At 55.9% G+C, this 20923-nt stretch carries 19 protein-coding genes; 4 read left to right on the top strand and 15 right to left on the bottom strand.

Annotation, left to right across the window (positions count from 1 at the left end; all coding sequences use genetic code 11):
- Both L977_RS11015 and L977_RS11010 read left to right on the top strand, forming a co-directional pair.
- The coding region (locus L977_RS11015) for a DUF2867 domain-containing protein (protein ID WP_047625755.1) at positions 1 to 980 on the top strand (980 nt) is incomplete at its 5' end.
- An 89-nt stretch (positions 981 to 1069) separates the two neighbouring features.
- Entirely contained in the window at positions 1070 to 2083 is a 1014-nt protein-coding gene (locus L977_RS11010; RefSeq protein WP_023336997.1) for an NAD-dependent epimerase/dehydratase family protein, read from the top strand.
- Between the two features lie 104 nt (positions 2084 to 2187).
- On the opposite strand, the gene L977_RS11005 is transcribed toward L977_RS11010, so the two are convergent.
- The 15 genes from L977_RS11005 to gspC all read right to left on the bottom strand — a co-directional run bounded on the left by L977_RS11005 (position 2188) and on the right by gspC (position 18447).
- Entirely contained in the window at positions 2188 to 4011 is a 1824-nt protein-coding gene (locus L977_RS11005) for a glycoside hydrolase family 19 protein (protein WP_047625754.1), read from the bottom strand.
- Between the two features lie 133 nt (positions 4012 to 4144).
- On the bottom strand, positions 4145 to 4585 hold the full coding sequence (iagB, locus tag L977_RS11000) for a type III secretion system invasion protein IagB (protein WP_014883183.1): 441 nt from the start codon (positions 4583 to 4585) through the stop codon (positions 4145 to 4147).
- A 104-nt stretch (positions 4586 to 4689) separates the two neighbouring features.
- A complete protein-coding gene (locus L977_RS10995; protein WP_045268545.1) occupies positions 4690 to 7404 on the bottom strand; it encodes a glycosyl hydrolase family 18 protein in 2715 nt (904 codons plus the stop codon).
- Between the two features lie 254 nt (positions 7405 to 7658).
- Positions 7659 to 8456, bottom strand: coding sequence for a prepilin peptidase (locus L977_RS10990; RefSeq protein ID WP_047625753.1), 798 nt, complete (start codon positions 8454 to 8456; stop codon positions 7659 to 7661).
- Positions 8453 to 8938 (bottom strand): type II secretion system protein GspM, encoded by a 486-nt coding sequence (gspM, locus tag L977_RS10985; protein WP_047625752.1) that lies wholly within the window; start codon positions 8936 to 8938, stop codon positions 8453 to 8455. Before gspM ends, L977_RS10990 begins: the two co-directional genes overlap by 4 nt.
- Positions 8935 to 10068, bottom strand: a complete 1134-nt coding sequence (gene gspL / locus L977_RS10980) for a type II secretion system protein GspL (protein ID WP_047625751.1) — start codon at positions 10066 to 10068, stop codon at positions 8935 to 8937. The genes gspM and gspL overlap by 4 nt, the downstream gene beginning before the upstream one ends.
- Positions 10069 to 10083: 15 nt before the next feature.
- A complete protein-coding gene (gene gspK / locus L977_RS10975; RefSeq protein WP_047625750.1) occupies positions 10084 to 11094 on the bottom strand; it encodes a type II secretion system minor pseudopilin GspK in 1011 nt (336 codons plus the stop codon).
- Positions 11091 to 11762, bottom strand: a complete 672-nt coding sequence (gspJ, locus tag L977_RS10970; RefSeq protein ID WP_047343465.1) for a type II secretion system minor pseudopilin GspJ — start codon at positions 11760 to 11762, stop codon at positions 11091 to 11093. Before gspJ ends, gspK begins: the two co-directional genes overlap by 4 nt.
- Complete coding sequence (gspI, locus tag L977_RS10965) at positions 11759 to 12139, bottom strand: type II secretion system minor pseudopilin GspI (RefSeq protein WP_023332514.1); 381 nt, start codon at positions 12137 to 12139, stop codon at positions 11759 to 11761. The genes gspJ and gspI overlap by 4 nt, the downstream gene beginning before the upstream one ends.
- Positions 12132 to 12617: a type II secretion system minor pseudopilin GspH gene (gene gspH / locus L977_RS10960; protein ID WP_047625749.1), complete on the bottom strand. Its 486-nt coding sequence runs from the start codon at positions 12615 to 12617 to the stop codon at positions 12132 to 12134. Before gspH ends, gspI begins: the two co-directional genes overlap by 8 nt.
- Positions 12617 to 13066 carry a type II secretion system major pseudopilin GspG gene (gspG, locus tag L977_RS10955; RefSeq protein WP_014883174.1) on the bottom strand — a complete coding sequence of 150 codons (450 nt, stop codon included), beginning with the start codon at positions 13064 to 13066 and terminating at the stop codon, positions 12617 to 12619. Before gspG ends, gspH begins: the two co-directional genes overlap by 1 nt.
- A gap of 3 nt (positions 13067 to 13069) precedes the next feature.
- Positions 13070 to 14278 carry a type II secretion system inner membrane protein GspF gene (gene gspF / locus L977_RS10950; protein ID WP_014883173.1) on the bottom strand — a complete coding sequence of 403 codons (1209 nt, stop codon included), beginning with the start codon at positions 14276 to 14278 and terminating at the stop codon, positions 13070 to 13072.
- On the bottom strand, positions 14278 to 15756 hold the full coding sequence (gene gspE, locus L977_RS10945) for a type II secretion system ATPase GspE (RefSeq protein ID WP_014883172.1): 1479 nt from the start codon (positions 15754 to 15756) through the stop codon (positions 14278 to 14280). Before gspE ends, gspF begins: the two co-directional genes overlap by 1 nt.
- Positions 15757 to 15770: 14 nt before the next feature.
- Positions 15771 to 17702, bottom strand: a complete 1932-nt coding sequence (gspD, locus tag L977_RS10940) for a type II secretion system secretin GspD (protein ID WP_014883171.1) — start codon at positions 17700 to 17702, stop codon at positions 15771 to 15773.
- Positions 17703 to 17715: 13 nt separating this feature from the next.
- The gene (gene gspC, locus L977_RS10935) at positions 17716 to 18447 is read right to left on the bottom strand and encodes a type II secretion system protein GspC (protein WP_014883170.1); all 732 of its coding nucleotides are present in this window, start codon (positions 18445 to 18447) and stop codon (positions 17716 to 17718) included.
- Between the two features lie 300 nt (positions 18448 to 18747).
- Between gspC and L977_RS10930 the strand changes: the two genes are divergently transcribed.
- Together L977_RS10930 and L977_RS10925 are read left to right on the top strand one after the other, a co-directional pair.
- The gene (locus L977_RS10930) at positions 18748 to 20313 is read left to right on the top strand and encodes an ExeA family protein (RefSeq protein ID WP_047625748.1); all 1566 of its coding nucleotides are present in this window, start codon (positions 18748 to 18750) and stop codon (positions 20311 to 20313) included.
- Positions 20313 to 20923, top strand: a 611-nt coding sequence (locus L977_RS10925) for a hypothetical protein (RefSeq protein ID WP_047625747.1), incomplete at its 3' end; no start/stop codon positions are given. The genes L977_RS10930 and L977_RS10925, both read left to right, overlap by 1 nt.

The raw sequence follows: 20923 nt of genomic DNA, 5'->3' as shown, positions 1-20923 counted from the left end.
CCGCTTTTGAAGTGATGCGCGATATGGTCTACAACCTGCCGGTGCTGACGCCGCCGCGCTGGGTCCGCTCGCGCACCACGCCGATTGCGCTGGCGAACTTGCTCCACTATCTGGTGGCATTGCTCGATCACCCGGCGGAGCAACACCGGGTGCTTGAAGCAGCAGGCCCTGAAGTGCTGAGCTATCAGCAGCAGTTCGAACATTTCATGCGCGTCAGCGGACGCCGCCGCTGGCTGATCCCCATCCCCTTCCCGACCCGCTGGATCTCAGTCTGGTTTTTAAATGTGATCACCTCCGTGCCGCCGACCACCGCCAAAGCGCTGATTCAGGGGCTGAAACACGATCTGCTGGCGGACGATCGCGAGCTGCGCGCCTTAATCCCTCAGGATCTGATCCGGTTTGACGACGCGGTACGCAATACGCTGAAAGAAGAAGAGCAGCTGGTGAACTCCAGCGACTGGGGTTATGACGCGCAGGCCTTTGCCCGCTGGCGGCCGGAGTACGGTTATTACCCTAAACAGGCGGGCTGCACGGTAAAAACCTCTGCCAGCCTTGAGGCGCTGTGGGAAGTGGTGAACCAAATTGGCGGCAAAGAACGTTATTTCTTCGGCAATCCTCTCTGGCAAACGCGGGGGACAATGGATCTGCTGGTGGGGCACAGGCTGGCGAAAGGCCGCCCGGCGCGCCCGTTTCTTGAGGTGGGCGACGCGGTCGACAGCTGGAAAGTGATCATCGTCGAGCCGGAAAAGCAGCTGGCGTTGTTGTTCGGTATGAAAGCGCCGGGGCTGGGGCGACTCTGCTTCACCCTTAAGGATAAAGGCGATCATCGGGAACTGGACGTCCGCGCCTGGTGGCACCCGCACGGGATGCCGGGCCTTTTTTACTGGCTGTTCATGATCCCCGCCCATCTTTTTATCTTCCGGGGAATGGCGAAACGAATTGCGCAACTGGCAGAACAAAAAACGAAAATAACTCATTAAAACGCTTTTTCTTCCACCTTTCCCATTGCATAGCGCCGTAATTCACGAAAGAATGCGCACGAAATTCTTTTTCAACACAGTGGATTGATATGAAGGTACTGGTTACCGGGGCGACCAGCGGCTTAGGCCGAAATGCGGTCGAATTTCTGCGCAACAAGGGCATTAGCGTCAGGGCTACCGGTCGCAACGAGGCGATGGGAAAACTGCTGCAAAAAATGGGCGCAGAGTTCGTCCATGCCGACCTGACGGAGCTGGTCTCCTCGCAGGCGAAGGTGATGCTCGCCGGAATCGATACGCTGTGGCACTGCTCCAGTTTTACCTCTCCGTGGGGGACCCAGGAAGCCTTCGATCTCGCCAACGTGCGGGCCACCCGCCGTCTGGGCGAATGGGCCGTTGCCTGGGGGGTACGTAACTTTATTCATATCTCCTCCCCATCGCTCTATTTCGACTATCACCACCATCGCGATGTGCAGGAAGATTTCCGTCCGGCACGCTTTGCCTGTGAATTTGCGCGCAGCAAGGCGGCCAGTGAAGAGGTGATCGACCTGCTGGCGCAGTCGAACCCGCACACCCGTTTTACGGTACTGCGTCCGCAGAGCCTGTTCGGACCGCACGACAAAGTGTTTATTCCGCGCCTGGCGCAGATGATGCATCACTACGGCAGCGTGCTGCTGCCACGCGGTGGCGATGCGCTGGTGGATATGACCTATTACGAAAACGCCGTCCACGCCATGTGGCTGGCCAGCCAGTCGGACTGCGATAAGCTGATCTCTGGTCGCGCCTATAACATCACCAACGGCGAACCCTGTACGCTACGCAGCATTGTGCAGCGGCTGATTGATGAACTGCAGATCGACTGCCGCATCCGTTCTGTCCCCTACCCCATGCTTGACATGATTGCCCGCAGCATGGAGCGATTTGGCAGTAAAGCGGCCAAAGAACCTGCGCTGACGCATTACGGTGTCTCAAAACTCAACTTTGATTTCACGCTGGATATTTCACGCGCAGAGAACGAACTGGGGTATCGGCCGGTGGTGACGCTGGATGAAGGGATTGTGCGCACGGCGGCGTGGTTACGGGATCACGGCAAACTGCACCGCTAGCCTGTTGCCTGGTGGCGGCTTCGCCTTACCGGGCCTACAACTGCACCGTACCGCTGGAAAGGGTGCAAAAACTAAAACGGCAACCTTTCGGTTGCCGTTTGCTTTTACAGAGCTGTCCAGGCATCAGACCATGCCAGACCAGCGCCCGGTTCATAGTATGCCGGGGCGTTGTTACACCAGCCGCTGTACGGGAACGGTTTGCACTGGAACAGTTTACCGTGGTTGTTCACGATATCGCCTGCCTTGTACTTGCTGTTCGCGCTCCACGCCGCGTAATCGCCAGACGTACCTTCGTCCTGAGACGGTGCTGCTTTGGCTTTCACGTTCAGCAGATAAGAGGTCGTGCTGCTCAACTCACCGTCGCTCACGGTCAGGCTGATTTCAATTTGCTGAGCCGTTGCCGATTCAGGCGCCTTGAAGTTCACTACCGCTTTATCCTGACCGGTTACGGTCTGGCCGTCCTGGGAACGCCAGGTGTAGGTCAGCGCGTTGCCGTCTTCATCAGTAGAGCCTTCCGCGCTCAGTGAAACCTGCGCACCGGCGTCAACTGCACCAATTGGACCCGCGATATGCGCCACTGGCGCGTGGTTCACCACAGCAGGTTTAGCCGGGGTTTCATCCGGAACTGGCGCTGGCGCCGGCGTTTCGTCTTCTGACGGCGTAGGCGTTGGCGTTACCGGGGTTTCATCCGGCGTAACGGAACCGTCGTCGTTAACGATGTTCACGTTAAAGAACTTCTGCACGCACTTGCTGTAATCACCCTCTTTGAACGCGCTGAACGGCGTCTGGTAACCAACGAGCTGGCAAGAGTAGGTTTCGCCGCTTGGCGTATCCGCGCTCCATCCCCAGTCCTGCTCCCAGTAAATCTTCAGCGCGCCAGCACCGCCTTCGTCGAACTGCTTCATGTTCGCGCAGCCCAGCACTTCGTTCGCCGGAACAGGGACCTTCAGGTAGTTCGCGAACTCTTTGTAGTACTTGATACGGTTTTCAGACTGTGCAATTTCAGTTGGACCACCGCACTCAACGCCACCGTTGATGATCTGGGTGGTCACGCCGAAGCCAGGGACCAGACCGTTGGCTTTATCGTGATCGTTCGGCTGCCATGTACCGTCGATAACCTGCAGCATGCTTGGTTTAGGCGGCTGTGGATAGGCGAAGAAGAAGATCGCACTCGCCAGGTTCAGCCAGGTATCCGCCACCAGCTCAGGTTTGTCGAGCAGCGTACGCACGTCGCCGTACATCGCTTCAGAGAACGGGCCGTAGTTGTAGTTGTAGGACAACTGCTTCGCACCGCGACCGAAGTAGCTCAGGAAGTCGCCGTCTTTATCTTTACCGCACGGCCAGGTCTGACCCTGCCAGACGTCCGGGTTACATTCGCCGTTATAGCCGCCCTTCTGGCCTTCGCTCCAGCCCATCTCACGCACGTGAACCAGGGCCTGACGCCATTCGGCTTCCGGACGCCAGCTTTCGTGACCGCCCGTTTCCTGAGCAAAGTGGGCAAACATGGTTGCCAGCTCTTTACGGCAGATAGCGTCACTGTCGCGACCGTCATTGTAGGTCTTACACAGCGCCGGGAATTTACCAACCGCTTTCAGGAAGTTGCTGTAGGTGTACGCCTGCGCGCGCAGCGGGAAGAGATATTCCCAGTCGCTGGCTTTCACGATCCCTTCCACGCGTTTCACGTTCTCCGGGTTCGCCGCACGACCAGGTTCAATCAGTTCAACCTGGGCGTTGTCCAGCGTCTTAATGGTTTCCTTTACGGCATCCATCAGCGGGAAGCTGGTCAGCTCTTTCTCTTTCTTCGCCAGATCGCTGGCGTTCATGGTGTATGGTTCACTGGTGGTCGCTTGCAGCGAGGCAGCCTGCGCCATAAACGGTGCTACGCATGCGCCGGCAACGAGAACACTCAGTAACGTCCTTTTGTTCATTTCACTATTCCTGTTTATTTAAGTTAAATAATAACAATCCAGGCTTATGTATTAATCCGTTAATAAATAAACCGCAGACAGCTGTTTTCTCTTTTCGAAGAACACCCTCAGGAATTCTTCAAAAATAAAAAACTCATTCGTTTGCTGTCGCTTTCAGTTCCTGATATTTTTTCCACACTTTGTGGGCGTATATCATGCGTTGCGGATAATTTTCTTTCTTTAATCCGGCGTTATAGGCGCCGACCGCCTCCCAGTTATAGCCATACACTTTAATCATGCTGGATAAAATCGATGCGCCAACCATAATCGAGGTACAGGGTTCGGTTATTAGCCGATATTCATCTATCCCCCTGCTCTCCAGTGCCGAAAAATGTGAGCTGTTAATTTGCATCAACCCCACGTCACGCGTACCGTCATGGTTTCTGCCGACCGCATACGGGTTCATTCCCGACTCCACATTGGCAATCGCGTACAGTAAATAAGGATCGACGTGATAATAATGTGCCGCTTTATCCCAACAGTTTGCCAGCGCGCTTTGGCTGATAATCAATAATAAAAAAATTAACTTTTTCATTTTTACCTGCTGACCGTTTCGTTTATTTCTCCTTAACAACATCCTGTAAAATCATTTTTGATTTACTCCCCCCTTATACGGGGGGGAGTCTTTATCAGCTCAGATTATTGGCAATCTGTCGCTGGGCCTTCTTTGACCCATACATCGCTGTTCGCTGGGTTGTCACCACGGGTCCACCATTTGGCACGGTAAACGTTGCCCTGGTAAGTAGTGGTTTCGCCGCCGTTGTACACCAGATCAGAACGCCAGTTCATCTTCACGTTGCTCGCAAGTTCCCATGCGTCCACGCCGAAGCCAGGCTGGTTGCCCTGAGTCCAGTACTTCGCTTTCCACACCAGATGGTCGAAGCTTACGGTATCGCCAGTGTTGTAGATTTTGCTGGAATCCCACGCGGCGTAGTTGCCGGCGTTAGCGTCAACCGGTGCGTCGCAGCTGCCGGTTGCAGTGCCTTCGTCAGATGGCGGAGTCACGTCATCAGCAGGTGGTGTAACTTCGTCAGACGGCGGAGTCACGTCATCAGCTGGCGGCGTCACGTCGGCTGGTTTCGGATTAACCGTTACCTGAACGTTAGACTGCACGCTGGTTTTACCATCGCCTACCACCACACTCAGGGTGTAGGAAGAGGTAGAAGCCACTTCTGGCGCAGTGATGGTCACGTTCGCGGTGTCAGTACCGGTCGCGTGCATATCTGCCGGAACGCTCCAGGTATAGGTCAGGTTGTCACCGTCTGGATCCGCAGCCTGCGCATGCACAACATAGGTTTCACCCGCCTGCAGCGTCACCGCTTCCATTGGGTTCACAACCGGTGCCTGGTTAGCCTTCGGCGCCTTGTTAACAACCTGCACGTCAATCGCGTTGCTCAGGCCTTTGGCGTCGGTAACCGTCAGGCGGAACACCATGGTCTGATCGCTGGTCGCTGCCGCAACGTTGAAGGTCGCTTTCGCTTTGGTGCTGTTGGTCAGGGTGACCGATGGGCCAGAAACCTGAGTCCATTTGTAGGTAATCGCATCGCCGTCTGGATCGCTGGACGCAGAACCATCGAGCGTAACGGTTGCCGGGCCAGAAACGTTCTGGTCTGCAGAAGAGGCGATTGGCGCATGGTTGGTCACAACAGGATCAACCGGCGTAGAGCCGCCACCCAGCAGGCTTTCGTTCATGGCGTTCAGGATGTCGCCGGTATCGGAGTCAATAGACCATGCGAACAGACCGCCCAGGTTTTTCTGAAGCACGTATTTGCCTTTTGCAGCAGTAGAACGCGCGTCTTCATAGGTGATCAGGTCACCCGTCGTTTTGTTGAACACGTATGGCGCTTCTGCATCCGCGTCGTAGCCGTATTCCCAGCCTGGTTTGCCTTTGTACTCGTTAACGATCTGACGATAGTCAACCACGCCCGGTTCCCAGGTACCTCTCACCATACCGGTCGCGGTACCGGTGAATGGATTGTTACCGGTGTAGCCGTGTACACCCGTCCAGCCGCGGCCATACATGCCCGCACCGACCACGATCTTGCCAGGCTGTACGCCTTGCTGCAGCAGGGCATCAACCCCGTTTTCCGTGGTGTAGTTGGTGTCTGGTCGCCATGCTGGCGCATGCAGCGCAGCCTGGTGGCCCAGCTCGGTGTTGCTCCAGCCGCCGTAGAAGTCGTAGCTCATCAGGAAGATGTGGTCGAGGTACTGCTGAGCAGTGGTGTAGTCCACGTCTTCAATCTTATCTTTACCCGCACCGATTGCGCTGGTCAGCTCATAGGTACGGCCAGTCTGGGCAGACAGCTCGTTCAGCATCGCGCGAAGATCGTGCATCAGCGCCGTATAGGTCGCTTTATCCTGCTGCGGGTTGCCTTTCGTCTCGGTCACACCGCCGCCACCCGGGAATTCCCAGTCGATATCCACACCGTCAAAGAATTTCCAGGTCTGCAGGAAATCTTTAACAGAGGAGACAAAGCGTGCGCGGATAGCCGGATCGCCCATGTGGAAGAACGGATCGGACAGGGTCCAGCCACCGATAGATGGCAGTACTTTCAGGTCCGGATGTGCTTTTTTCAGCGCCATCAGCTGACCAAAGTTACCTTTGTACGGGTCGTCCCAGTTGGACACGCCAGCCTGCGGTTTTTGCAGGGCAGCCCACGGGTCGTGGATCGCCACGGTAAAGTCAGGACGTCCCTGGCAGTCGCGCTGCAGCACGCCGTAGCTGTTGCCGCCTTCTACGGTTTTCAGGCCGTCGTTGATGCCGTCACCGCCACAGATTGGAATGAAGCCATACAGAATGTGGTTGAGGTTCGCAGCAGGAATTTTGTCAACCGGGAAGTTACGGTCGTAAACGCCCCACTCAGGGAAGTAGGCCGCAACCACTTTATCGGTATGCTGCGCGAAGGATTTGTTGTTCTCGTGCATTGTCGTGTTCAGCGGCAGCAGGTGGCTACCGTCGGTATCCGCAACGATGATCAGCTTGCTGGCGCTTTTCGTACAGCCGCTGTTGTTACAGACTTCAACCTGCTCCTGATAACGTCCGCCTTTTTTCACTTTGAACGTTGCAGAGCCCGCCGCGCCGCCGGCACCGGTCCACACGGTTTTACCGTCCAACAGCACTTTGGCTGAAGTTGGCGCATCGCCGCTCCAGACGTTCCACTCGACTTTGACATCTACGCCGTCATTATGGACTTTAACCAGACTGTTATAATCCTGAGCGGCCTGATCCACTTCAACCAGCGCAAATTTGTCATTGCCGGAACCAATGGACGGTGCGCCTGGTGCCGCTGCGAATGCGGAGCTGGTTGCCGCCGCAATAAAGAGCGCCAGATATTTAGGCTTCATAAAATTCATTTTTATTTCCTGATAAATTTATTCGTAACGTTAATACCCATGCCTTCCTTGAGAACATGGCGTGTTTCGCGTGATGCGTATTTAACTAACCTGACAACCGAGACAAAAAAACGTTTTGCTGCTTTGTATTCCTCCATAAAAAGATACAAGCCCAAATTCCGTGTAGCTTATATCCTTTACGATACACTGAGCGCAAAGAGACGTCCTTCTCTTCCACCGCCGAAAAAATTTATAAAAAAGCTTGACCTGTATATTTAAAATATGAAAGCAAACTGCTGCCCAATAAACACAACTATTCCAGCAAAAGAAAGATAAGGTCCGAAAGAAATAGTGAGGTTATTTTTATTTAAATTATTTAAGGCAAAATACCCAACGATACCGCTCAACGCGGCCGCGAGTTCAATTGAGGGCAGAGCCTGCCAGCCGCACCAGGCACCTAATGCCGCCAGCAGCTTGAAATCACCGTATCCCAGTCCTTCCCGCCCGGTAGCCAGACGAAACGCCCAGTACAGCAACCAAAGAGACATATAGCCCGCCACCGCGCCGAGCAGCGCGTCGCGTAGCGGCAGTTGGTGATCGAACGCATGAAGCAACAGTCCCGCCCAGAGCAGCGGCTGGGTCAGACAATCCGGAAGCAATTGATGCCGCCAGTCAATCATCGTCAGCGGGAGTAAAAAGCCGGCCAGCAGCCACAGAGAAAACAGCGCCTGAACGTCGGGCATACACCACGCCGTCAGGCCAAAAAACAGGGCGGAAACCAGCTCAACCAGAAAGATTCGCAGCGGGATAGCGGTTTTGCACTGGCTGCATCGCCCGCGCAGAAGCAGCCAGCTCACCAGCGGAATATTCTCCCAGGCCGCCAGCGCGTGCTGGCACACCGGGCAGTGCGAGGACGGAAAGAGCAGATTTCCGCATCCCTCCTCTTCCCTTACCATGGCCGGCACGCGTTCGGCGACAACGCCGAGAAAACTGCCCACCATGCCGCCTAACACCGCGCTCGCGATCGCGAACCCCACCGGGTAGACGTCCCGCATCAGCGCAACGCTGTTCATGCGGTTTTACCCCACGTGAGTTGCACTTCAGCCTTCACGTCGCTGAGATGATCCACCGGCGTAAGGTTCATTTTCTGCAGCCTGACGCCGGAGGTCTGGTTAATTTCCCGCAGCCAGTTCTTTAATTCATAAACGTTCACGCGGCTGACCACGAACGATAACGTTTGTCCATCCTGATGCACATCTGTCAGGGGAAGATGGATCTCCTGGGCGCTATTTTCCACCAGCGCACGCGGGTTATTTGTTTTGGTTACCTGAACCTGCAAATGGTTTTTATCTATTTCACTGCGCATCCAGTTCAGGGTTTCTTTTTGTCTGGCCAGGGTCGAAGCACTATTTTGAATCATATTATCCAGCGGTATAACCCCGGCGTAATAGACCGCGGCCCCCAGCAGGGCGGCGGCACATATTTTTAAAATGACTTTTTCCCTGGCGCTGTAATTCTGGTAACGAGACTTAAGCTGCGCAATTCGCTGTTTCATTTATATTTCCCTGCGATCATGGCGGTATAAGGTGCTGACGTGGACACGGGCTGCAGGGTGAAATCAAATTTCTCACTGGCCTGGTTCACAAACGTCTGTAATGCGGTCTGGTTTTGTGCGCTGACGCTCAGCGTCAACGTATTCTGCCGCGCATCGTATTCCAGCAGGTCGATTTCCATTGCCGGAACGGCCTGTCGGGCTTTCTCCAGATCGTCAAACTGAAGAAAGATCCCTTTACCCTGCTTCTTCATGTTTTGACCAAAGTGGTACTTAATATTGGTCTTGTGACGCATGCTCGGGAAATGGTGTTCGTAGACCTGCTGGATCTCCTGCTGGATCTGATTTTCCTGCTGTACCAGCATCCAGGCCATCGCAATGCGCGGCCCTAGTAGCAGGCTAAGGGAGAGCAACCCTACGGCGGCCATCGCCACATTTAACCGTCTGGCGGCTTTGCCATTGCTGGATTTGGCGCTGAACGCCCCGTGCAGAAGCGTGACGCGGCAGGCCTGCCACTGGGGCTGAATCAGCACCAGCGGATGCTGCCAGGGCAGCACAACATCGACATCCACACCGGCAGGTGCATCACCGTAGCAGCAGACCTCACCCTCTCCGGCTTTCTGCATCAGCAGCGGCAGCAGGTTGGCCTCCATTTCACCCGCGACGTGCGGGGATAACCGCAGCCACCAGGTTTCACCTTCGGCAACCAGCGTGCTGCCGCCCGCCGTAACGGGCAGCAGCCAGGCATCCGGTAGCGCCTGCACCACCGTCAGACCCGCCTCCTGACAGCGGGTTAACCACGCCTGAAGACTGTCGGCATCGATCGCCACCGCATCGACCTCTGCGCCCTTTTTGCTAAGCACGGTCCAGTGAAGCGTGTCCACGTCACCAATCAGCGTCTCTTCGGCCATCCACGAGAACGCCGTCGCCAGAGAAGCGACCTTTTTCGGCAACGTAAAATGGCGGAAGATCATGCTGCTGGCCGGCAACAGCAGACATACGCGCGTCGCCAGCGGATGATCCGCCAGTGCCTCCAGGCTAGCCACGGTTTCCACCTGCTGAGTGCCGGAGACACACCACATTATTTTCCCGCCCTCGACGCTGTCGGGACGAACAAAAAGTACCTGTTTCATAGCGATCTACTTTTCTTATTCAATCATTCGGTAACGACGCTGCCACGTCACGATCTCACCGGCTTCGTTATTAACCTGAAGCTGGCTTACCACACGAAGCGTTAATTCATCGGTATTGCCGGTGTAGTTAACGCGGAAATACCGGCTATTTATTGAGAGAAGCTCTGCCACCTGCGGAAGGTCATCTTTCAGTTGCGGGAAGGTTTGCTCCAGCGCTTTGCTGAAGGTCTCCATATTTTCCCAGCCGCTTTCCGGACGTGATTCAATCAGGCGAAGGGCGTCATCTTCAGTTAATTTCGCCGGGAACAGGGCGGCCAGTAAGGCGGCCTGCTCCGGTTTCAGGGTATTCACATCCACCTTGCTGGCGGTGTCCGGTAACGCGCACAGCAGTTTGCTTACCTTCGGATATGCCGCCGCCGGGAACGCAGGCAGCAGTTTGATCTCCGCAATGGTGCGCATCATCTGGTTAGCAGGCTGACGGGCAGGCACGACGCCTGCCCAGGCATCACTCTCGGCGCCTTCTTTGGCCGTCGTCGTGTCGCCATCGAGGTAGTCCACCAGCTGGAGGTAAACTTCTTCCGCCGTGGACTGGCTTAGCCCGCTCTGCGTCAGGATCTGCTCAACAATTCGCTCGTTGCGCGGCTTTTCCGGCACGGTAGTCTGCGCTTGCCCCTGGGCAGGCTTTTCTGCTGCCAGCAGGTTATTAACGTTGAAGCAGTCCTGGGCATCTTCGACCTGGCTTACCACCGTGTAATCTTCCCCCTGCGTTTCCAGCGGCTGCTGCCAGTCCCCTTCCGGTGACAGCGCGTTGCTCTCGCCGCTGGCGTCACTCTGCAGACGGTCTTTGACCACTTTTTCCTGGGCCTGCATCGCCCAGCGCAGCTGCTGCTGGCTGACCTGATAATGCGTTTTCTGCAGGTTGCGGCAGAACTGCTGGCTGATTTTGGCGGCCAGGGCCGACATCATCACCAGCAGGATCAACACCACCAGCAGCGCCACCCCTTTCTGTTTGCGTAAGGCACTCATGGTTTCGCCTCCGGAGCAGGTTGTGGCGCGGGTTGCGGCGCAGTCCCTGCCTCTGGCGCGGCGGCAGGCGCGGCTTCTGACCCGGTGGCAGGTGCCGGTGCAGCCACCGCAGGCAGATCGCCCGGGGTCGTGAAGACCCAGCGCCAGGTATCACCGTTTTCCATCGTCAGCGTCAGCTCAACCCCGTCCGGCAGATGCGCCGGGTCGCTCCAGCTTTTCTGCCAGCCCTGACGGTAAAAACGCCACGCCAGGGATTTCACCTCGCTGACGATCGGCACTTCGTCCGGTTTAACGTCCGCCGGGCTGTCAATGACCGGCCAAACATCGCGGTAAAGACGCCCCTCTTCCAGCCGCCAGCGCACGCGTTCGAGCTGCACCGTACCGCTCACGCCGTTGAGCGTGGTCAGTTCCAGCGCATCATCGACCTGACGGAACAGGTCCGGCTCGTTGCGCGGCGCGCGCGCCTGAAGCTGGTAAAAATCGCGTTCCATCAGGCTCCAGGCGCGCTGAAGCTGATTGAGCTTCGCCGCGCTGGCGTCGGTTGCCGAACTGGTGCGCATCGCGCCGTCCAGAATCTGCCAGGCCAGGGTGCTGATCACCGCAAAAATGGTCAGCGCAATCATGATCTCCAGCAGGGTAAATCCGCGCTGGCGTCGGGCTTTGTTCACTTGATCTCTCCCGGCGGCACAATCTGCAGCGATATCACGGGCTGGCTGTCGTCACCTTCCGCATAAACGCTGATGGCATTTGCCCAGCGGTTGTCCGCCGTTTTGATGCGTTGTTTACGCCACGTCCAGCCGCGCCCGCCCATGGTTTCGCTTCCCCGTTCTTCGGCATCGGGAAAGTCGCTTTTAGTCAGTTGCACTTCCGCCAGCTGGTTTTCCGCCACCCAGCTGGCCTGCAGCGTATCGGCAAGGCCGTGGGTGAAACGCACGTTCAGAGACACCGAGTTCATCAGCGCCAGCGCAGCGGTGGAGAAGATGACCAGCGCCACCATGACCTCCAGCAGCGTCATCCCCGTTTGCTTTTTCTTACCGTTAGCCATCGTTTTCTACCGATACGGGCGCCGCGCCTTGCGACACCACGCGGAAATGGTGCTCTTTGTCATAGCTTTGCAGCGTCAGCGTGAAGCGGCTGATTTCGCCGTCCGGCAAAAAAAGCACCTGCGGATCGGACGTCAGCGTCGCGGCCAGGCGCTGCGGCGAGAGCGATACGTGCATCTCCTCCGGGAAATCACCTTTGGTGGTGATACGGCCCGCGGATAACGGTACCCAGCGACGCTCGCCCTCTTTATCTTCGAGCGTCACCAGCTGAAAGTTATCCGTGGTGATCACCAGTCCGACGATATTTCCGTCCATCACCGCACGGTCTGAACCATAATCAACGAGGGCTTTTAATTGCTGGCCAAATATATCCGCACCGCTGCGCGAAGGTATTGTTGACACCACCATCATGGCGCAGCTGGCAAATATCACCAGCGCCAGAATAATTTCCAGCAACGTAAAGCCGCGTTGATTTTTCATTATTTCTCTTTCTTATCCAGAGACCAGTTCGTAATATCATCGGCGGTATTGGCTTCACCGTCCGGGCCAGACGAGAAGACGTCAACCGCACCGTGCTCACCCGGGCTTACGAGGAGATAATCATTACCCCATGGGTCCTGCGGCAGACGGCGAATATAGCCATCCGCGCGGTAGCCGTTCGGGATTGGCGCGATTTCCGGCTTGGTCACCAGCGCCTGCAGGCCCTGTTCGGTTGTCGGATAACGGTGGTTATCCAGCTTATACATATCCAGCGAACCTTCGAGCGCGACAATATCGCTGGTCGCCTTTTGGGCATCCGCTTTTTCTTTATTACCCATTAAATTGGGCACCACCATACTCGCCAGTACGCCGAGAATAACAATGACCACCATTAATTCGAGCAATGTGAAGCCCGCCTGGCGAGCCAGGTTTTTACGTTTTAAAGCCATGATTTAACCTACCATATTATTAAGTTGCAGAAGCGGTTGTAATATTGACAGCACGATGAATAAAACAATCGTTGCCATGGATACCACCAGCGCCGGTTCAAATACCGACAGCGTTAACGTAATGCGATGCTGTAATCCCGATTCCTGGTTTTCCGCCGCGCGGTCCATTAAATTACCTAATTCGCCGCTCTCTTCCCCCGAGGCAATCATGTACAGCATGGTCGGCGGGAAGAGTCTCGCCTGCTCCAGTGCGGCATACAGCGATGCCCCCTGGCGGACGGTATCCGCCGCCTGCTCCAGCACCTGCCGGGCGTAGAGGTTTTCGATACCGTCCATCGCGATATACATCCCCTCCAGCAGCGGCACGCTACTGGCCTGCAGAATACTCAGGGTGCGGATATAGCGGGCGCTGTTGATGGCGCATACCAGTTTTTTTATCGGCGAACCGTTCACCAGCCAGCTGTGCCAGCGAAAGCGGTTTTTGACGTTTCTGACCCAGGCTTTGAAACCGACAATCCCCCCGCCGATGCCGCCCGCGATATAAATCCCGTAAGCCTGCAGGAAATCACTCACTGCAATCAGCGTGCGGGTGGTGATCGGCAGTTGCTGCTTCATGTGGGTGAACTGTTCGATCACCTGCGGCACCACCGCGACCAGCAGAATGCTGATGACCGCAATGGCCACTACCGTCAGGGTAATCGGGTAGACCATCGCCTGCGTCAGCTTGCTTTTCATCTTCTGACGCTGCTCGTTGTATTCGGCCAGCTTTTCCAGCACGTCGCCCAGGTGACCGGTCTTTTCACCGGCCATCACCAGCGTGCAGTAGAGTTTGTCGAAGGTGCGCGGAAACTGGCTGAAGGCGTCAAACAGCGTGTGCCCTTCCACCACCTTCTCGCGAATTTCAACCACCATCGCCGCCAGCTTTTTGTCTTCCGTCTGTTTGGAAATCGCTTTGAGCGCGCTCTCCAGCGGCAGCGCCGCGTTGACCAGCGTGGAAAGCTGGCGGGTAAACATCGACAGCACCGGCGTAGAGAGCTTTGCGCCGGTTTTCGCTTTTCCGGCAGACGCAGCCTCACGGGTTTCGTTGATGCTGACGGGCATCAGCTTTTGCTCGCGCAACATCTGGCGAACCTGCTTTTGCCCCTCAGCCTGCAGCGTGCCGCGCTGGGTTTTCCCCGCTGCATCCGTTGCCGTCCAGGCGTAGAAGGCCATTACGCATCTCCTCCACGCTCGGCGGTAACGCGCATCACCTCTTCGAGAGATGTCACGCCGCTAATGACCTTCAGCAGGCCGTTCTCACGCAGGCTGTAGGCCTGCTTAAAGAGCTGCGTTTCAATGGACATTTCGTCTTTATCTTCATGAATGGCGCGGCGCATGGTGCTGTCCACCACCAGAAACTCATGAATACCAGCGCGCCCCTGGTAGCCGCTCTGGCGGCAGTGTTCACAGCCCACCGCGCGGTAGATGGCTTTTGGCGGCGTGTCCATAAAGCTGAACAGCGCTTTCTCATTGGCGTCCAGCGGACTGGTGGTCCGGCAGTGCGTACACAGTCGACGCACCAGACGCTGGGCAATGACACCGAGCAACGATGAACCAATTAAAAAGGATTCCAGCCCCATATCCCGCAGACGGGTGATCGCCCCCGCGGCGCTGTTGGTGTGCAGCGTAGACATGACCAGGTGACCGGTGAGCGACGCCTGCACCGCAATTTGCGCGGTTTCACCGTCACGAATTTCCCCGATCATCACCACGTCCGGATCCTGACGCAGAATGGCGCGCAGTCCGCGGGCAAAGGTCATGTCCACGCGCGGGTTAACCTGCGTCTGCCCCACCCCTTCCAGTTCGTATTCAATCGGGTCTTCTACGGTCAGAATGTTGCGTTCGTGACCGTTCAGCGCCGAAAGAATGGCGTACAGGGTGGTACTTTTACCGGAACCAGTCGGCCCGGTGACCAGGATGATGCCGTGCGGGCGGTCAATCAGCCCTTTCAACTTTTCCAGCTCTTCATCAATCAGGCCAAGCTTGTTGATGTCGGGCTTCAGATTGCTTTTATCGAGCAGACGCATCACCACACGCTCGCCGTACTGCGAAGGAATGGTCGATACACGCACGTCGATTGCCTTACGGCCGATGCGCAGGGAGATACGTCCATCCTGCGGCAAACGTTTCTCGGCGATGTCGAGTTTTGACATCACCTTGATGCGCGACACCAGCAGCGGCGCGAGCTTGCGCGCTGGCTGGAGCACCGGGCGCAGCACGCCGTCGACGCGAAAACGAATGCTCAGCGTGCGCTCAAAGGTTTCGATATGAATATCCGACGCGCCATCTTTGACCGCCTCGCCAAGAATGGCGTTGATCAGGCGGATCACCGGCGAGTTTTCGTCGTTGTCGAGCAGATCCTCGTTATCCGGGATCTCCTCGGTTAACGCCATCAGATCGATATCCGCGTCCATATCGTCCACCAGCTGCTGAGAGACGCCGCTGCTCTGCTGCCAGATTTTCGCCAGCAGCTCGTCAAAGGCCTCTGGCGTCAGAGTCACCGGGACGAACGTGCGTCCCAGCACCCGGCGCACTTCCAGCAGCGCAAATGCCGGGGTGTCTTCACGGATAAAGACGTCATTGTTGTAAAATAAAACGCCGTTATCTTTTGCATAGCTGCTGCTACACAGGGTTTTACTCAGTTCGTCCACGTTGCCCCTCCGCCTTACTGTTTAAACGGGTTGCGCGTTGCGGCTGCGCTGGTTTTCACCGGTACCGCGTCTGCAGAAGGCGCGGACGGATATGCTGGCATCACCGGGTTATTGCTGTTCGTTACGATGCCCAGCTTTTTCTCCTCCATGCGCTGCTGCTGGCGAGCGCGGATCTGGTCATATTTCTCTTTCGACGCCGCACTGTAGTTGTCGTCGTCGCGCAGCACCGTGGTGTGGATGAACACCATCAGGTTACGTTTAGAGGTATCCTCAGAGGTGTAGCGAAACAGCTGGCCCACCAGCGGAATATCGCCCAGCAGCGGCACCTTGGAGACGGTCTCTTTGGTGACGTTTTCCATCAGACCGCCCAACACCACGGTCTGGCCGCTGTGTACCATCACTTCGTTGTTGATGGTACGGGTGTTGAAGGTTGGGCCGAGGCTGGCGTCTTCAGTCGCGTTAGCGTCAACGCTGGAGACTTCCTGTTCAATCTTCAGATGAATCATGTCGCCGTCGTTAATCTGCGGCACGATTTTCAGCTTGGTCCCCACCGTCTTACGCTCAACGGAGTTAAAGACGTTGTCGCCACTGGTCGTTTGCGAACCGGACAGTACCGGCACATCCTGACCGACGTTGAACGACGCTTCTTTGTTATCCAGCGTCACCACGCTTGGCGTAGAAAGAATGTCGTTCTTGGACCCGGTGGAGAGCGCGGTCATCAGCGCACCAAAATCACCGTTAAAGAAGCCGGTTGCCAGACCGGTATACGACAACCCTTTCATCGTGCCATTTTTGACCTGCCCGATTGGCAGGCCGGTGGATCCGAACTGGACGCCGCCGTGCTTGCTGGTCCACTGCACGCCCAGATCCATGCCGTTACCATCCTGTACTTCCGCAATGATGGCTTCCACCAGCACCTGCGGACGGCGGATATCGAGCTTATCGATCACCTTCTCCAGGGAGTTCATCACGTTAGGCTGCGCGGTGATCACCAGAGAGTTGGTTGACTCGTCGGCGGTAATATTCAGATCGCTGGACGCGGCGGCGGTTTTCGCCTTTGGCGCGCCCGCTTTGTCTTTCAGCTGTTCGCCAATCCCGGTCAGCACCGGCACCACCTTGGTGGCGCTGGCGTATTTGAGATAGAACACGCGGGTATTCCCTTCGTTGTTCTGCTCGCGATCCAGCTCATGAATCAGAGAGCGGGTGCGGGTGCGCGCCGCTTCCGAGCCGCTGATCACCAGGCTGTTGGTCTCGTCATCCGCAACCACTTTCGTGGCCAGCTGCGGGGCGTTCTGCCCTTTCTGCTCTTCGTTGTTGAGGTTGTTCAACATGTCTGAGAGCTCTTTGGCAGAGGCAAAGCGCAGCGGCACAATTTCACGGCGCTGAACACCGTCTTTATCCACGCGCTGCACCAGATCCACCAGGCGGTTCACCACCGAGGCTTTACCGGTTAACAGCAGTACGTTGGACGGCTCAAAGTGAACCACGTTACCGATGCCGGTTGCGTCGTTGAGCTGGCGCAACAGCGGAGCAAGCTCGCGTACTGGCACATTTTCCATGCGCACGACGCGGGTGATGATTTCATCCCCTTTGCCCGGGTTGCTGCTGTCCGCCAGCGGCGCCCCGGCGGTGCGGGCGACGCTTGAACGCACCACTTTGACCATGCCGTTGTCCATCGGGATCACCGACAGGCCGTACAGGTCCAGCACGCTCAGGAAGAACTGGTAATACTCATCTTCCGTCAGCACGTTATAGGTTCTTACGGATACCGTGCCCTGAACGGACGGATCGACAAGAATGGTTTTATTAAGATTGCGGCCTACCGTATCGATAAACTCCCGAATATCGGTATTTTTAAAGCTCGCGCTAAAGTTCGCCGCGAACAGCGAACCTGAATATAACGACAATGCGGTCAGCGCCACGCACGCCCAAGGAAATTTCTTCATGGCTGTACACTTGTTAATTGTTTAGAACATTAATCCGAATATTTTCAAGGTGAGCGTGACGTCTGACGACGACCTCCGCTTCTTTCATTTTCGACCAGTTGGCAATAATATTTTTTGCCTTTGCTTCATCGGTCATATCGACAGAGTTTACTTTTACCGCCACATCCCCCTTTTCCAGTCCTGAATGACTGAAGAAGGCGGAGGCGTTCCTTGGATTAATGTTGTAGCCTTCCAGCTGGCCTTTTTCGATCAGAGGTTTTAACACCAGATAATCATCCAGATGCACGCTTTCCGCGCCTGCATCCTTCGTCGATTTCGTCACCGGGCCGCTGTCAACGCCGCCCTTAAAATAATCCGGCTTATTTAATGCGAGTACCTGCGTAGCACCTTCATAATTAACCACCACATTATCTTTATTAATTTCCTGAACAAACGCGTCGGTAAAACCGGTCAACGGCTCGCCCTCCCGGTAGCTTCTCGCCCCTCCGGGGGTTTTAATGACGGCGAAGGAGAGCCAGGCATCATCACTGCGCACGATACCTTCGATCTCCGCTGCCAGCGGCGCTTTTGCCGCTATCTCGACGTTATCCTGGCGAACAGCAGCCGTGAAAAGCGTGAAGGATTTTTCTTCGCGACGTTTTTTCAGCGGCTGCACATCAGAATTAGCCAACTTATTTGTAACTTTTTTATAATCTTTAAACGTCAGATACCCTTGTTGGCCGCAAAATAGCAACAGCGCAAACATAATACAGGGGGTTATCCACCGTGACAGAAATGAGAACCTCATTTTTCATCTGGCCTATAGCAAAGCGAAAATAAGCAGCGTCGTGCTGCGCTAACATGTGAGAAAATAGTAATGAGCTGCTGTAAATTCGACCACTGACTTTGCCACTAACTTTCATACAGAAAACTATTGACCGTATAAAATCCAGATGTTAGGCATCGTCCAGTGGATATTTTTACCCTGTGTGTAAATTGACCACACCCTGGCGTTGCTTTACTTTCTCGTCCTGTTGCTATTCCCAATCAGAGACGGTAAGTCGTTATGTATCAGAAGCACTTTAATTTTAAAAATCCGCCCTTTCGGAAGATTGTCCGCTCAAATGGCGATTTTCTGGTGCCTTATCATCAGGATGTTTTCAACCTGCTGAAGGAGAAAACCCAACAGGCGGGAATTATCGGGCTCTTTTCCGACGATGCCCCTCTGCTGGGGCAGTTCAGTGACGCCCTCAAATCTGCCCACCCCGACGTGCTTGCTATTAATGCGTTTCCAAAACTGAGTGCCAGTAGCCTGCTGTACAAGCTCAGCCCGGGAACCAAAGAGAACAAGAACCGGATTCAGGCGGTGGATGCCGTACTGCACCAGTGGCAGGCGGATAAAAACCGGGCGAAGGTACTGATCGTTAGCCATTGCGAGGCGATGAAAGAGAGCTGTCACGAGGTACTGGCGATGTTACTCACCCGTGCCCAGGAGCTGGCGTTTCGCCTGTCGGTGGTCCTGACGGGCGCGGCGGATCGGGACGTTGTTCTGATGCAGCAATCTGAGCTGCGTGAATATGCGCATACTCGCCACACTTTGCGTCCCCTTACCTGCCGGGAATATCTCAGCTATGTACAGGCGCAGTGTGAAGAACACGGGTGCGAGAACGCACCGTTATCCCCGGCACGCGTGCGTAAAATGCATGCGCTGACCAAGGGGAATATCAGCAAACTGAATGAATTGTCACATCTGTCGATGCTGGCTGCCTGGACCGAACGTGCAGCCCAGGTCAGCCCGCGTCATTTACGGCTGGCGGCAGGGGAGATCCTCCCGGCGAAAAAACACGGTAAGCGCCTGGCAACCGTGGGGCTTTTTGCCTCAGTGCTGTTCGCTGCCTGCGGCTGGTATTTGACGTCGTCGATCACCGGAAGACTTCCGGTTCAACTTCCGGTACCCGTCAGCTGGAAACAGCAGGCGCCAAAAGTTGAGGCACCGGTGGTGCCGGTCATCGACAACGAAATGGTTAATCAGCCGGATGCCATGCACCAGCTCTACCTGATGTGGGGGTATGACGCCTCGGCGGATGATGCCCTGTGCCAGAACGCCGCGAAGGTGAACCTGATGTGTAAACAGGGGAATGCTTCACCCGATGCGCTGGCCCAGGAGGGGTATCCGTGGGTGAGCGAGCTGAAAACCGGCGATCATCTTAACTATGCCGTGGTCGCCCGCGTCGGAGATACGTCACTCGACCTGCTGATGAATAACCGTACCTGGCAGGTAAGCCGCCGCTGGTTTAACCAGCATGCGACCGGCAACTTTACCCAGTTGCACCGCCTGACGCCGGAAGGTAAAGACGCTATCAGTGCCGCCAGCGACACGAAAGACATGGGCTGGCTTGACCAGCAGTTGAGCCTGGCGCTTGGCCAGCCAGAAACCCATTCGCAGACCTGGACGGCGGAGATGATGAAACGCACCCGCGAATTCCAGCAAAAAATGCATCTGCATGTGGATGGCATTCCTGGCGAAGATACGTTGATGCAGTTGATGCGTGAAACCCATACCGCGCCGAGCGTACTGCTCCAGACCACGCATGCCACACCCGACGCCAACACGCAGGAGAAGCATTCCTAATGTCTACCATCTGTCTTGCGGCTCAGCGCAGTTACACCACCGGCGAGGCGGTCTGGTTTTCATACCGCCTCCCCCGTCTGAGAAACATCGTTAGCCATGCCTTTTTAGGGATGGTGGCTCTGTGCGCCATGATCATGGCAGGGCTGTACGCGCATGTTTACTGGAACCTGCGCCATCCGGCGCCGGAACCGGTCAAAGCAAGCGCCGCGAAACCGGAAACGCAGCTTTCAGATATGCACTATGTGTATGTGAGCAAGCCGTTCCCGCATCCCCATCCGCATCCGCAGCCAAAACCGGCTCCGGTGCAGGCGGATGTTCCTGCCATGCAGGATCTGCCCATCAACAGCGATGATGCCGACTGGCAGCAGGCACCTGATGGTGACGTGCCCCATGATACTTCCCGGGATACGTTACCCGGAACCGAAGCACACGAAGCCGCCTCCGCCAGCACAGGCAATGATGACGCTTCTATAAGCGAGTTACTTAAGCAGGCGTTAAAAGAACAAGAGCAAGATTATTCGCAAGGCAAAATTCCCGCGCCGCCGGTTGACGAAACGCAGGATAATTCGCAGAGGGATGTGAATCATAAAGTGGATGCCCGGGCCCCTTT

Origin of the sequence: Enterobacter sp. ZOR0014, from assembly GCF_000798855.1 — a bacterium.
In the GTDB taxonomy this organism is placed as follows: Bacteria; Pseudomonadota; Gammaproteobacteria; order Enterobacterales; family Enterobacteriaceae; genus Enterobacter; species Enterobacter kobei.
This window is presented reverse-complemented; position numbering and strand designations above follow the sequence as displayed.